Consider the following 14,090-nt stretch of genomic DNA (forward strand, 5'->3'; position numbering starts at 1 on the left):
GGACGACCCAGATGCCAGACGACGATCAAGAGCTGCAGCGACTGCAGAACCCCAGGAGGCGGTGACCGGTGAAGTTCCGGGTGGAACGTGACGTCCTCGCGGAGGCGGTGGCCTGGGCTGCCCGCAGCCTCCCGGCGCGGCCGCCGGTGCCGGTGCTGGCCGGTCTGCTGCTGACCGCCCAGGACGGCAGCCTGGCGCTGTCCGGCTTCGACTACGAGGTCTCGGCCCGGGTCGAGCTGGAGGCGGACGTCGAGGAGCCGGGCACCGTGCTGGTCTCCGGCCGGCTGCTGAACGACATCGCCCGCAACCTGCCCAACCGGCCGGTGGAGATCTCCACCGACGGCCAGCGGGTCAGCGTGGTCTGCGGCAGCTCGCGCTTCACACTCCCCACCCTGCCGGTGGACGAGTACCCGGCGCTGCCCCAGATGCCCACCGCCACCGGCACGGTCTCCGGCGAGGTCTTCGCCTCGGCCGTCAGCCAGGCCGCGGTGGCCGCCGGCCGCGACGACACGCTGCCGGTGCTCACCGGTGTCCGGGTGGAGATCGAGGGCGACAAGATCACCCTGGCCGCCACCGACCGCTACCGCTTCGCCGTCCGCGAGCTGCTGTGGAAGCCCGAGCAGGCGGACATCTCCGCGGTCGCCCTGGTGCCGGCCCGCACCCTGCAGGACATCGCCAAGTCCCTGGGCAGCGGCGACACGGTCTCGATCGCGCTCTCCTCGGGCGGCGCGGGCGAGGGCCTGATCGGCTTCGAGGGGGCCGGGCGGCGTACCACCACCCGCCTGCTGGAGGGCGAGTTCCCGAAGTTCCGCAGCCTCTTCCCGACCGAGTTCAGCGCCGAGGCCTCGGTGCAGACCCAGCCGTTCCTGGAGGCGCTCAAGCGCGTCTCGCTGGTCGCCGAGCGCAACACCCCGGTGCGGCTCAGCTTCGAGCAGGGCGTGCTGACCCTGGAGGCCGGCTCGGGCGACGACGCCCAGGCCACCGAGCGGATCGAGGCCGACCTGGAGGGCGACGACATCTCGATCGCCTTCAACCCCGGCTACCTGGAGGAGGGCCTCAAGGCCATCGACTCCCCGTACGCCAACCTCTGCTTCACCACCGCCACCAAGCCCGCCCTGCTGAAGGGCAAGGCCGCGGTGGACGCCGAGGTCGACGAGGCCTACCAGTACCTGATCATGCCGGTGCGCCTCTCCGGCTGAGCCGGTCCCGGTCGGAGCTGACCTGACGAGATCAGGGTGTCCACAGACCATCACCGGCCTGTGGACACCGCTCGGCGTAGGCTCTTGTGTCGCGGCAACGGCGCCGCCGTCAGGCACGACACCCCAGGTAAGGACTTGTCATGGAGCTCGGCCTCATCGGTCTCGGCAAGATGGGCGGCAACATGCGCGAGCGCATCCGCCTCGCCGGCCACACCGTCATCGGTTACGACCGCAACCCCGATCTCGCCGACGCCGCCAGCCTCCAGGAGCTGGTGAGCAAGCTCGAAGGCCCGCGGGTGGTCTGGGTGATGGTCCCGGCCGGTGCCGCGACCCAGGCGACCGTGGAGGAGCTGGCCGAGCTGCTCTCCCCCGGTGACGTGGTGGTGGACGGCGGCAACTCCCGCTGGACCGACGACATCGCGCACGCCGAGCTGCTGGCCGCCAAGGGCATCGGCTTCGTCGACTGCGGTGTCTCGGGCGGTGTCTGGGGCCTGGAGAACGGCTACGCGCTGATGTACGGCGGCGGCGCCGAGCACGTCCTGCGGGTGCAGCCGATCTTCGACGCGCTCAAGCCCGAGGGCGAGTTCGGCGCGGTGCACGCCGGCAAGGTCGGCGCCGGCCACTTCGCCAAGATGGTCCACAACGGCATCGAGTACGCCATGATGCAGGCCTTCGCCGAGGGTTGGGAGCTGCTGGAGGCCGCCGACCAGGTGACCGACGTGCGCGAGGTCTTCCGCAGCTGGCAGGAGGGCACCGTGATCAAGTCCTGGCTGCTCGACCTCGCGGTGCGCGCGCTGGACGGCGACGAGCACCTGGACAAGCTCCGGGGCTACGCGGCCGACTCCGGCGAGGGCCGCTGGACGGTGGAGGCCGCGATCGACCACGCGGTGCCGCTGCCGGCCATCACGGCCTCGCTCTTCGCCCGCTTCGCCTCCCGCCAGGACGACTCCCCGCAGATGAAGATGATCGCCGCGCTGCGCAACCAGTTCGGCGGCCACGCGGTCGAGGGCAAGTAGGACCGACCGGTCCGAGACCGACCGGCGGAGCATCCCCAGAAGGCGAGCGCAGTCCACACCCATGCATGTCGCGCATCTGTCGCTCGCCGATTTCCGCTCCTACGCCCGGGTCGAGGTGCCCCTCGACCCGGGCGTGACCGCCTTCGTGGGGCCCAACGGCCAGGGCAAGACCAACCTGGTCGAGGCGATCGGCTACCTGGCCACGCTGGGCAGCCACCGGGTGGCCACCGACGCCCCGCTGGTTCGCCAGGGCGCGGAGCGGGCGGTGGTCCGCGGCTCGGTCGTGGACCGCGCGCGGACCACCCTCATCGAACTGGAGATCACCCCGGGCAAGGCCAACCGGGCCCGGATCAACCGTTCGGACAACGTGCGCCCGCGCGACGTGCTGGGCCTGCTGCGCACCGTCCTGTTCGCCCCCGAGGACCTGGCCCTGGTGAAGGGCGACCCGGGCGAGCGGCGCCGGTTCCTGGACGAGCTGCTGACCGCCAGGGCACCCCGGCTGGCCGGGGTGCGCGCCGACTACGAGCGGGTGCTCAAGCAGCGCAACGCCCTGCTGAAGACCGCGGCGATGGCCCGCCGGGCGGGCGGCGGCAAGGGCGCGGACCTGTCCACCCTGGAGGTCTGGGACGGCCATCTGGCCCAGGCGGGCGCGGAACTGACCGCCTTTCGGCTGCAGTTGGTGGCGGCGCTCGGGCCGCTGGTCGAGGAGGCCTACGAGCGGCTGGCGCCGGGGGGCGGCCCGACCCGGCTGGAGTACCGCTCCTCCTTCGAGGGCGGCCTGCCGGGCAGCCGGGAGGAGGCCTACCAGCAGCTGCTGGAGGCGCTCCGCTCGGTGCGCAAGCAGGAGACCGAGCGCGGCCTGACCCTGGTCGGCCCGCACCGGGACGAGTTGTCGCTGCTGCTCGGCACCCTGCCGGCCAAGGGGTACGCGAGCCACGGCGAGTCCTGGTCGTTCGCGCTTGCACTGCGGCTGGCCTCCTACGAGCTGCTGCGGGCCGACGGCGGTGAGCCGGTGCTGATCCTGGACGACGTCTTCGCCGAGCTGGACGCCCGGCGCCGCGACCAGCTGGCCGAGCTGGTGGCCGGCGGCGAGCAGGTGCTGGTGACGGCGGCGGTCCCGGAGGACGTCCCGAAGGCGCTGGCCGGGGCCCGCTGCGCGGTGGCGGGCGGCGAGGTCACCCGGCTGACACCGTGAGGCTCCGCCGGGCGGCCCGAGCCCGTACCCTGGACGATCCATCCACAGCCTGGGGACGAAGACGAACATGAGCGATCCGGAGCTCTCCGGCGTCGACCTCGCGCGGGTCGCGCTGCGGGCCGCCAAGGAGCAGGCCCGCCAGCGCGGCGAGCAGGTCCGCGAGAAGCGCGAGGCGAAGCGGCACGGGCTGCGCAGCGGCGCCAGGGCGGACGGCCGGGACCCGGTGCCGCTGGGGGCGGCGCTGAATCGTTTGATCACGGAGCGTGGTTGGGAGGCCCCGGCCGCGGTGGGCGGGGTGATGGGCCGCTGGGCGCAGATCGTGGGTCCCGACATCGCCGCGCACTGCACCCCCGAGCAGTACGCCGAGGCCGAGGCGGTTCTGACGGTGCGTTGCGACTCCACCGCCTGGGCGACCCAGCTGCGGCTGCTGGCACGGCAGTTGGTGGCCCGGCTGAACCACGAGCTGGGGCACGGCACGGTGAAGGTGATCCGGGTGCTCGGCCCGTCCGCGCCGGAGCGCCGCTACGGCCGGCTGCGGGCGCCGGGCAGCCAGGGTCCGCGTGACACCTGGGGGTGACGGGGCGGCCGGCGCCGGTCTTGACGGAGCGCATACCTCCGGAACGGCTGGCGGCCGCTGTGAGGCCGCTGAGCCCCCCGGTCGAGTATCGGGACATGTGCGGAGGGGATTCGGGGCGGTAAATCCGCCCTCAGGGCCTGCCAAACGCCCATCTCTGTCGGCGGTACCGGTAGACTGAGGGTCAAACACTGCCGCTTGCGGTAACTGAGTCGAAACGCCGTGGTCGCACGCCTGCCCGTACCCGGGTCGGGCATGCGGCCCGTGCTGTGCCAGAGAGGGCGCTTCGTGGCCGATTCCGGCGATTCCAGCCAGTCCCCCGTCCCCACCGACCCGTCCTCGGGTACCTCCTACACCGCCAGCAACATCCAGGTGCTCGAGGGCCTCGACGCGGTCCGCAAGCGCCCCGGCATGTACATCGGTTCCACCGGTGAGCGGGGCCTGCACCACCTGGTCCAGGAGGTGGTGGACAACTCCGTCGACGAGGCCATGGCCGGGCACGCCGACACCATCGACGTCACGATCCTGGCCGACGGCGGGGTCCGGGTGGTCGACAACGGCCGCGGCATCCCGGTGGGCATCGTCCCCGGGCAGGAGAAGCCCGCCGTCGAGGTGGTGCTCACCGTGCTGCACGCGGGCGGCAAGTTCGGCGGCGGCGGCTACGCGGTCTCCGGCGGTCTGCACGGCGTCGGCGTCTCGGTGGTCAACGCGCTCTCCACCAGGCTGGCCATCGAGATCCACACCGACGGCCACCGCTGGACCCAGGACTACGCGCTGGGCGCCCCGGTCGCCCCGCTGGCCCAGCACGAGGCGAGTGACCGGACCGGCACCACCGTGACGTTCTGGGCCGACGGCGACATCTTCGAGACCACCGTCTACTCCTTCGAGACGCTCTCCCGCCGGTTCCAGGAGATGGCCTTCCTGAACAAGGGCCTGACCATCTCGCTGACCGACGAGCGCCCCGAGCACGTCGACGACGAGGGCAAGCCGCTCTCCGTCACGTACCACTACGAGGGCGGCATCGCCGACTACGTGAAGCACCTCAACTCCCGCAAGGGCGAGGTGGTCCACCCCTCGGTGATCGACATCGAGGCGGAGGACAAGGACAAGACGATCTCGGTGGAGATCGCCATGCAGTGGAACTCCTCGTACACCGAGGGGGTCTACTCCTTCGCCAACACGATCCACACGCACGGCGGCGGCACCCACGAGGAGGGCTTCCGCGCGGCGCTGACCGGCCTGGTCAACCGCTACGCGCGGGACAAGAAGCTGCTGCGCGAGAAGGACGAGAACCTCTCCGGCGAGGACATCCGCGAGGGCCTGACCGCGATCATCTCGGTCAAGCTCGGCGAGCCGCAGTTCGAGGGCCAGACCAAGGACAAGCTGGGCAACACCGAGGCGAAGACCTTCGTCCAGCGCGTGGTGCACGAGCAGCTGAACGACTGGCTGGACCGCAACCCGAACGAGGGCGCGGACATCATCCGCAAGTCCATCACCGCGGCCACCGCGCGGATGGCGGCCCGCAAGGCGCGCGACCTGACCCGCCGCAAGGGCCTGCTGGAGAGCGCCTCGCTGCCCGGCAAGCTGAGCGACTGCCAGTCCAAGGACCCCGCCGAGTGCGAGATCTTCATCGTCGAGGGTGACTCGGCCGGCGGCTCGGCCAAGCAGGGCCGCGACCCGCGCATCCAGGCCATCCTGCCGATCCGCGGCAAGATCCTGAACGTCGAGAAGGCCCGGATCGACAAGGTGCTGCAGAACACCGAGGTCCAGGCGCTGATCTCGGCCTTCGGCTGCGGCATCCAGGAGGACTACGACGAGTCCAAGCTCCGCTATCACAAGATCGTCCTGATGGCGGACGCCGACGTCGACGGGCAGCACATCCGCACCCTGCTGCTCACCCTGCTGTTCCGCTTCATGCGGCCGCTGGTGGAGTCCGGTTACGTGTACCTGGCGATGCCGCCGCTCTACAAGATCAAGTGGGGTCGGGACGACTTCGAGTACGTCTACTCCGACCGCGAGCGCGACAGCGTGATCGCGGCGGGTGTGGCGGCCGGGCGCCGGCTGCCCAAGGACGACTCGATCCAGCGCTTCAAGGGTCTGGGTGAGATGAACGCCGAGGAACTGCGGATCACCACCATGGACCAGGCGCACCGGCTGCTGCAGCAGATCACCCTGGAGGACGCGGCCCGCGCCGACGACCTCTTCTCGGTCCTGATGGGCGAGGACGTCGAGGCCCGCCGGTCCTTCATCCAGCGCAACGCCAAGGACGTCCGCTTCCTGGACGTGTGACGGGTCCGCACGACCCCGTCCCCACGTACCAGTCACGCGTGAAAGGAAACTGACCACCAGTGGTCGACGACAACCGTCCCGACGGCGAGCAGCCGGACAGCACCTCCACCGACGTCTTCGTCACCCGGGTCGAGCCGATCGAGCTCGAGACCGAGATGCAGCGCTCCTACCTCGACTACGCGATGAGCGTGATCGTCAGCCGCGCGCTGCCCGAGGTCCGCGACGGCCTCAAGCCGGTGCACCGCCGGGTGCTGTACGCGATGTACGACGGCGGCTACCGGCCCGAGAAGGGCTACTACAAGTGCGCCCGCGTGGTCGGCGACGTGATGGGCAACTACCACCCGCACGGCGACACCTCGATCTACGACGCCGTGGTGCGCCTGGCCCAGCCGTGGTCGATGCGGATGCCGCTGGTGGACGGCAACGGCAACTTCGGTTCCCCGGGCAACGACCCGGCCGCGGCGATGCGCTACACCGAGTGCAAGATGGCGCCGCTGTCGATGGAGATGATGCGCGACATCGACGAGGAGACCGTCGACTTCGCCGCCAACTACGACGGCCGCTCGCAGGAACCGACCGTCCTGCCCTCGCGCATCCCCAACCTGCTGATCAACGGTTCCACCGGCATCGCGGTCGGCATGGCCACCAACATCCCGCCGCACAACCTGCGCGAGGTGGCCTCCGGCGCGCTCTGGGCGCTGGAGCACCCGGACGCCTCCAACGAGGAGCTGCTGGAAGCCCTGATCGAGCGGATCAAGGGCCCGGACTTCCCGACCGGGGCGCTGATCGTGGGCCGCCGCGGCATCGAGGACGCCTACCGCACCGGGCGCGGCTCGATCACCATGCGCGCGGTGGTGGAGGTCGAGGAGATCCAGGGCCGCCAGTGCCTGGTGATCACCGAGCTGCCCTACCAGGTGAACCCGGACAACCTGGCGCTGAAGATCGCCGACCTGGTCAAGGACGGCCGGGTGGCCGGCATCGCGGACGTGCGCGACGAGTCCTCCTCGCGCACCGGCCAGCGCCTGGTGATCGTGCTCAAGCGCGACGCGGTCGCCAAGGTGGTGCTGAACAACCTCTACAAGCACACCGACCTGCAGACCAACTTCGGCGCCAACATGCTGGCCCTGGTGGACGGCGTGCCGCGCACGCTCTCGCTGGACGCCTTCATCCGGCACTGGGTCAGCCACCAGGTCGAGGTCATCGTCCGGCGCACCCGGTTCCGGCTGCGCAAGGCTGAGGAGCGGGCGCACATCCTGCGCGCGCTGCTCAAGGCACTGGACATGATCGACGAGGTGATCGCGCTGATCCGGGCCTCGGACAGCGCCGATGCCGCGCGCAGCGGCCTGATGAACCTGCTCGCCATCGACGAGCTGCAGGCCAACGCGATCCTGGAGATGCAGCTGCGCCGCCTGGCGGCCCTGGAGCGCCAGCGGATCACCGACGAGCACGACGAGCTGCAGCGCAAGATCGACGAGTACAACGTGATCCTGGCCTCGCCGCCCCGCCAGCGCGAGATCATCTCCGAGGAGCTGACCGCGATCGTCGAGAAGTACGGCGACGAGCGGCGCTCCACGCTGATCCCCTTCGACGGCGACATGTCGGTCGAGGACCTGATCGCGGAGGAGGACATCGTCGTCACGATCACCCGTGGCGGCTACGTCAAGCGCACCCGCTCCGACCTCTACCGCTCGCAGAAGCGCGGCGGCAAGGGCGTGCGCGGCGCGCAGCTGAAGCAGGACGACCTCGTCGACCACTTCTTCGTGACCACCACGCACAACTGGATCCTCTTCTTCACCAACAAGGGCCGGGTCTACCGCGCCAAGGGCTACGAGCTGCCCGACGCCGGGCGCGACGCCCGCGGCCAGCACGTGGCCAACCTGCTGGCCTTCCAGCCGGAGGAGCACATCACCCAGGTGATGGCGGTGCGCACCTACGAGGACAAGCCGTACCTGGTGCTCGCCACCCGCGAGGGTCTGGTGAAGAAGTCGCACCTGAAGGACTACGACTCGCCGCGCTCGGGCGGGCTGATCGCGATCAACCTGCGCACCGACGAGGAGGGCCGGGACGACGAGCTGATCGGCGCCGAGCTGGTCTCCGCCGAGGACGACCTGCTGCTGGTCTCCAGGAAGGCCCAGTCGATCCGCTTCACCGCCACCGACGAGGCGCTGCGCCCGATGAGCCGGGCCACCTCGGGGGTCAAGGGCATGGCCTTCCGCGAGGACGACGAGCTGCTCTCGATGAACGTGGTCCGCCCGGGCACCTTCGTCTTCACCGCGACCGACGGCGGCTACGCCAAGCGGACCCCGGTGGACGAGTACCGGGTGCAGGGCCGCGGCGGTTTCGGCACCAAGGCGGCGAAGATCGTCGAGGGCCGCGGCTCGCTGGTGGGGGCCCTGGTGGTCGAGGAGAGCGACGAGATCATGGCGATCACCCTCTCCGGTGGAGTGATTCGAACGAGGGTTTCCGGCGTTCGTGAAACCGGACGTGACACGATGGGCGTCCAACTGATCAACCTGGGTAAGCGCGACGCGGTGGTGGGCATGGCCCGCAACGCGGAGGCGGAGGACGACGAAGGCGCCGACGGCGCCGAGGACGTTGCCGCCGAGCAGGCGGGCGAGGGTGTGGCGGAAGCCGCACCCACTCCGTCGGACGCCGCTGACCTGGACTGATGGACATCGGGCGGCCGGTACTGCGAGCCACTGGCGAGGGTGCCGGCCTGCCCCGGTTTCGGGCTTCTCAGCTTGATGCCGCACAGTGGAGGCCACCGGGGCGTAAGGCGCGTGCCGGCGAGGAACTGCAGGAGGATCCAGAGTGAGTGGGACCACGGGTGCCGCGGGAGGTGCCGCGCCGGGCGGTGCGCCGTACGGAGGTGTACCGCAGCCGCCGGCCGAGCACCCGGCTGCCACCACCTCGCTGATGTCCGCGATGGGGCCGGGCGGCGGGTACAACCCGGCACCGGCCCAGCCGCCGGTGCCCCCCGGCGGCGGTCCGAACGGCTACTCGCCGCCGACCACCTACACCAAGGGCCAGCCGACCCCGGCCCGCGGCACCCGGGTCAACTCGGGCGCCCCGCAGGGCGGCGCCGCGCCGCGCCGGCCCGCGCCGGCGGCACCGGCCGGCGCGCCCGCCGGGGTGCCGGGCCGTACCCGCAGGGCCCGGCTGCGGGTGCTCAAGGCCGACCCCTGGTCGGTGATGAAGGTCAGCTTCCTGCTGTCGCTGGCCATCGGCATCATCATGATCGTGGCGGTCGCGGTGCTGTGGAGCACGCTGGACTCGCTCGGCGTCTTCAGCTCGGTGAACAACATGCTGAAGGACGCCACCGGCTCGGGCACGGGTGGCGCCAGCGGCGGAATCAACCTGATGGACTACATCGGCTTCAGCAAGGTGCTCACCTACACCGCGCTGATCGCGGTGGTGGACGTGGTGCTGCTGACCGCGCTCTGCACGCTGTCGGCCTTCATCTACAACGCGGCGGCCGGCTTCACCGGCGGCATCGAGCTGACCCTGGCCGAGGAGGAGTAGCCCTCCCGCTGACCTGCGCGGATCCGCTTCCGTTCGGCGGCCGGTGAACTGACCGGCCGTCACGGTTCCCGGGTACGTGACACAGCACGAACCAATTTCGCGAAACACGGCATGCGCGGACCCCTTCGGTTGTTTGATCGAAGGGGTCCGCTTCGTTGTCCGGCCGTCACCGGTCGTCAATCGGGTGACAGCCTCCCTCCCTTCGGCGTGCCTCGGAGGGCGGGTGTCGACGGCTGGATTGGCTGAAGCGTCCTGCACGGCTACCGGTTCGGGAGACGGGGCAGCCGCCGCGCGACGGCTGCCCCTCGGTTGCGCGGAGGTTCACGGATGGCACAGATCGCATCGCAGCTGGTCGGCGCGGCGGAGGAGTTGCTCGGCACCCGGCTGCCGTTCCGGCTCCAGGCCTGGGACGGCTCGGTGGCGGGGGCAGCGGAGGCGCCGGTGCTGCTGCTGCGCAATCGCCGGGCGCTGCGCCGGCTGCTCTGGGCGCCCGGTGAGCTGGGCCTGGCCCGCGCCTACGTCTCGGGTGATCTGGACCTGGGCCCCGGCGAAGACCTGTACACCGTGCTGGCCGAGGTGGCGCACTTCGTCGAGCGCCCCGAGGTGAGCGCGCTGCGGCTCGGCCCGTCCGACCTGACCGGCCCGGCCGGGCGCCGGGCGGTCGCGGTGCTGGCCCGGGCCGGTGCGCTCGGCCCGCGGCCCGCGCTGCCGCCCGAGGAGGCCCGCCCCGAAGGCCGGCTGCACAGCCGCCGCCGCGACCGGGCCTCGATCAGTCACCACTACGACGTCGGCAACGACTTCTACCGCCTGGTGCTGGGCAGCTCGATGGTCTACTCCTGCGCCTACTGGACCCCCGAGGGCAAGAGCCTGGAGGACGCCCAGTTCGCCAAGCTCGACCTGATCTGCCGCAAGCTCGGCCTGCGCCCCGGGATGCGGCTGCTGGACGTCGGCTGCGGCTGGGGTTCGCTGGTGCTGCACGCGGCGGAGCACTACGGCGTCAGCGCGGTGGGGGTGAGCATCTCCGCCGAGCAGGTGGCACTGGCCCGTGAGCGGGTCACCCGGGCGGGTCTGGCCGACCGGGTGGAGATCCGGCTGCAGGACTACCGGGAGATCCCTGACGGCCCGTACGACGCCATCTCCAGCGTCGGGATGGCCGAGCACGTCGGGGCCGAGCAGTACCGGGTCTACGGGGCGGCCCTGCACGACCTGCTGGTCCCCGGCGGGCGGCTGCTCAACCACCAGATCGCCCGTCGGCCCACCCGCCCCGGCGAGAGCTACAGCAGCAGCCCGTTCATCGACCGCTACGTCTTCCCCGACGGCGAGCTGGCCCCGGTCGGCAGCACCGTCTCGCTGCTGGAGGAGGCCGGCTTCGAGGTCCGCGACGTCGAAGCCCTGCGCGAGCACTACGCGCTGACCCTGCGCGAGTGGGTGGCCAACCTGGAGGCCGGCTGGCCGCAGGCGGTGCGCCTGGTCGGTCGCGGCCGGGCCCGGGTCTGGCGGCTCTACATGGCCGCCTCGGCGCTGGCCTTCGAGGAGAACCGGATCGGGGTCAACCAGGTGCTGGCCGTGCGCACCACCCCGCGCGGCGCCAGCCGGCTGCCGGCCACCCGCGAGCAGTGGCTGGCCCGCCCCGACCGACCGGGCGCGGAGTCGGCCAAGTCCCCTGAGCTGCACGTTGCGATCGCGCGGCGCAACGGGGGCGAGGAGGTGGATTTGGGAGATCGGCCATCGGTCCGCTAATCTTTCAGTGCGGCAAGGGCCTATAGCTCAGACGGTTAGAGCGCTTCCCTGATAAGGAAGAGGCCACAGGTTCAAGTCCTGTTAGGCCCACCTGCGAGAGCGCCCCGGATGGTTCACCATCCGGGGCGCTGCTGTTTTCCCGGCAGGGCTCGGTGGGCCGGCGACGGTGAGGAGCGGCGGGTGCGGGTCGGATACGTGTCCCAGGCGGCGCCCGGCGCGGCGGTCAACGAGGACTTCGTGCTGGCGGGCGAGGACTTCGTGGTGGTGCTGGACGGGGCCACCCGCAGCGCGCCGGAGACCGGCTGCGCACACGATGTGGCCTGGGTCACCCGGCGGCTGGGGGTCGCGCTCGGCCGGCTGCTGGTGGAGGAGCCCGGACTCACCCTGACCAGGACGCTGGCGCTGGCGATCGAGCGGGTCAGGCGCCTGCACGGGGCGGGGTGTGACCTCGACCACCCCGACAGCCCCTCGGCGACCGTGGCCCTGCTGCGCCGGCGCGGTGAGTGGCTGGAGCACCTGGTGCTCGCCGACTCGCCGGTGCTGATCGAGCTGACGGACGGTCGGCTGGAGGCGGTGCTCGACGACCGGGTCGACCAGCTGCCCGCCTACGACCTGGCGACCGTGGCCCGGCTGCGCAACGCGCCCGGCGGGTTCTGGGTGGCCGGCGCCCGGGTGGCGGCCGCCGAGCAGGCGCTGACCGGCGCGCACCCGGTGTCCTCGGTGACCCGCTTCGCGGTGCTCACCGACGGGGTCTCGCGCCTGGTGGAGCGCTACGGCTGGTCCTGGCGGCAACTGCTGGACCTGCTGGACGAGCAGGGCCCGGACTCGGCCGTACGGGCGGTGCGGGCCGCCGAACTGGCCGATCCGCCGGGGCGCTTCCGGGGCAAGCGGCACGACGACGCCACGGTCGCCTTCGGCCGCCTCGGCCCGGTCGGCTGAGCCGCCCTGGACGGTGCGGCGTCAAACCGTCGTCAGAGTCCGCCGGTTGAGCCACCGCTGGCCGGTCTCGGACAGGACACGGGTGTGTATCATCGGCCGCAAGGCGGTTTGGCCAGCCGACCGCCTGTTCATACGTGCACATCCGAGGACTCGCAGCCCAAGCCCCCGTTCGGGCGCCCGGCCGCTGAGCCCGCCACACGCTGAGAAGGACGAGGTCCCGCGGTGAAGAAGCTCCTCCTGGTCGCCCTGGTCGCCCTCGGCGGCTTCTTTGTCTACCGTCAGGTCCAGGCCGATCGTGCCGAGCAGGACCTGTGGACCGAGGCCACCGACCCGATCCCGGCCGGCCGCTGACCCCGGCGCGCGGCTGACGGGAGGCCCGCCCGGGCCTCCCCCCTGCGCAGGTCGGATATCTGCTCAAGATTCTCCGACGGACCCGGTACGCTGTTCTCCGACGGCGTCCGGTGCACCGTCACGGGGCTTTAGCTCAGTTGGTAGAGCGCTGCCTTTGCAAGGCAGATGTCAGGAGTTCGAGTCTCCTAAGCTCCACTGCACGACACGCCGATGGCCGGCCTGGTTCTCCCAGGTCGGCCATCGGCGTTCTCACGGACCCTGGCGGTCAGCCCGGTCAGCCCGGTCAGCCCGGTCAGCCCGGTCAGTGCGGTTTGCGCGGGTCGTGCGGCTTGGGGCGGTCGTCGTCGTCGGGGTGCGGTGCGTCGGGCGGCCCGGGGGCGGGCCGGTCAGCGGCGGCGGCGGGGCCGGAGCCGTTCACCGGCGCGGTCGCTGCGGTGGCACCGCCACCGACCGGGTGCACGCTGCTCGGCGGGCCCTGCACCTCGGGCGGCTCGATCAGCCACTCCGGCTCACTGTGCTTGCGGCACCAGGCCCAGATCACCACGCCGCTGCCGACGGCCACCGCGCCGATCACCGCGAGCGCGGTGGCCAGTGTGCTCCGCTCGGCCTTGCGGGCGTTCTTCGCGGCGAGCTTGCTGACCTGTTCGGCGCTCACCTGGCCCTGCAGCACGGTCAGCGCGGCCGCGCCGCGGCTCTGCGCCTGCTGGACGGCCGGGGCGGCCCCGGCCCGCGCACTGTCGAGCGCCTCGCCCAACCGGGGCAACGTGCTGCTGCGGGTGTGCTCGGCCGCCCGGTCAGCGGAGTGCTTGGCACTCAGCGCGGCCTCCTGGGCCCGGTGCACGGCCCGCAGGGCGTTCTCCTGGGCCTTGGGCGGCAGCGAGGTGAAGGCGTGCTCGACGCGCGGGGCGACGTGCCGCACATAGCCGACCCGGGCCTGCTGGGCGGCCTGCGCGGTGCCGGTCCTGGCCTGGCCGGCGGCCGCCTCGATGCGCGGGCCGAGCCGCTGGCGGGCCTCCTCCGCGTAGTGCGCGGCGGTGTCCTTGGCGGTGGCGGCATAGGGCGCCAGCGAGTCCAGGGTCTTGCCGGCCGTCTCTCGTGCGGTGTCCAAGCGGGTCACGGGGATTCTCCTCCTGGGTTGGCGTCCTATAAGCACATATCCACCTGTTTCGAGATCATGCATCCGCATTTGTCCCGGCGCATGGCAGGCTGGGCCGTCCGTATCGCCGCCACGCACGGCCGCTCGCCGCCGTTCGCGCCGGGTCACC

General features: G+C 71.6%; 11 protein-coding genes and 2 tRNA genes. 12 read left to right on the forward strand and 1 reads right to left on the reverse strand.

The genetic code is table 11. The features are described from left to right. Positions 1-68 precede the first annotated feature (68 nt). The 12 genes from dnaN to OG455_RS19555 all read left to right on the forward strand — a co-directional run bounded on the left by dnaN (position 69) and on the right by OG455_RS19555 (position 13,020). Complete coding sequence (gene dnaN, locus OG455_RS19500) at positions 69-1,199, forward strand: DNA polymerase III subunit beta (RefSeq protein WP_266295455.1); 1,131 nt, start codon at positions 69-71, stop codon at positions 1,197-1,199. Between the two features lie 140 nt (positions 1,200-1,339). Next, positions 1,340-2,215 carry a phosphogluconate dehydrogenase (NAD(+)-dependent, decarboxylating) gene (gnd, locus tag OG455_RS19505; protein ID WP_266295457.1) on the forward strand — a complete coding sequence of 292 codons (876 nt, stop codon included), beginning with the start codon at positions 1,340-1,342 and terminating at the stop codon, positions 2,213-2,215. A gap of 61 nt (positions 2,216-2,276) precedes the next feature. Continuing rightward, complete coding sequence (recF, locus tag OG455_RS19510; RefSeq protein ID WP_266295459.1) at positions 2,277-3,410, forward strand: DNA replication/repair protein RecF; 1,134 nt, start codon at positions 2,277-2,279, stop codon at positions 3,408-3,410. A gap of 67 nt (positions 3,411-3,477) precedes the next feature. Then, positions 3,478-3,987, forward strand: coding sequence for a DUF721 domain-containing protein (locus tag OG455_RS19515; RefSeq protein ID WP_266295461.1), 510 nt, complete (start codon positions 3,478-3,480; stop codon positions 3,985-3,987). A gap of 261 nt (positions 3,988-4,248) precedes the next feature. Continuing rightward, complete coding sequence (gene gyrB, locus OG455_RS19520) at positions 4,249-6,273, forward strand: DNA topoisomerase (ATP-hydrolyzing) subunit B (protein ID WP_266300877.1); 2,025 nt, start codon at positions 4,249-4,251, stop codon at positions 6,271-6,273. 59 nt (positions 6,274-6,332) lie between these two features. Beyond that, on the forward strand, positions 6,333-8,942 hold the full coding sequence (gene gyrA / locus OG455_RS19525; RefSeq protein ID WP_323185542.1) for a DNA gyrase subunit A: 2,610 nt from the start codon (positions 6,333-6,335) through the stop codon (positions 8,940-8,942). Between the two features lie 142 nt (positions 8,943-9,084). After that, positions 9,085-9,795, forward strand: coding sequence for a DUF3566 domain-containing protein (locus OG455_RS19530; protein WP_266295463.1), 711 nt, complete (start codon positions 9,085-9,087; stop codon positions 9,793-9,795). A 327-nt stretch (positions 9,796-10,122) separates the two neighbouring features. Further along, positions 10,123-11,535: a cyclopropane-fatty-acyl-phospholipid synthase family protein gene (locus tag OG455_RS19535; RefSeq protein ID WP_266295465.1), complete on the forward strand. Its 1,413-nt coding sequence runs from the start codon at positions 10,123-10,125 to the stop codon at positions 11,533-11,535. A gap of 16 nt (positions 11,536-11,551) precedes the next feature. Beyond that, a tRNA-Ile gene (locus tag OG455_RS19540) sits at positions 11,552-11,625 on the forward strand. 90 nt (positions 11,626-11,715) lie between these two features. After that, the gene (locus tag OG455_RS19545) at positions 11,716-12,474 is read left to right on the forward strand and encodes a protein phosphatase 2C domain-containing protein (RefSeq protein ID WP_266295467.1); all 759 of its coding nucleotides are present in this window, start codon (positions 11,716-11,718) and stop codon (positions 12,472-12,474) included. Between the two features lie 222 nt (positions 12,475-12,696). Next, positions 12,697-12,825, forward strand: a complete 129-nt coding sequence (locus OG455_RS19550; RefSeq protein WP_211786189.1) for a DLW-39 family protein — start codon at positions 12,697-12,699, stop codon at positions 12,823-12,825. 122 nt (positions 12,826-12,947) lie between these two features. Next, positions 12,948-13,020: transfer RNA gene (locus OG455_RS19555), tRNA-Ala, on the forward strand. 106 nt (positions 13,021-13,126) lie between these two features. Here OG455_RS19555 and OG455_RS19560 read toward each other — a convergent pair. Continuing rightward, positions 13,127-13,942 carry a DUF5324 family protein gene (locus OG455_RS19560; protein WP_266295472.1) on the reverse strand — a complete coding sequence of 272 codons (816 nt, stop codon included), beginning with the start codon at positions 13,940-13,942 and terminating at the stop codon, positions 13,127-13,129. Between the last annotated feature and the right edge of the window lie 148 nt (positions 13,943-14,090).

This window comes from Kitasatospora sp. NBC_01287 (assembly GCF_026340565.1).
Taxonomy (GTDB): Bacteria; Actinomycetota; Actinomycetes; order Streptomycetales; family Streptomycetaceae; genus Kitasatospora.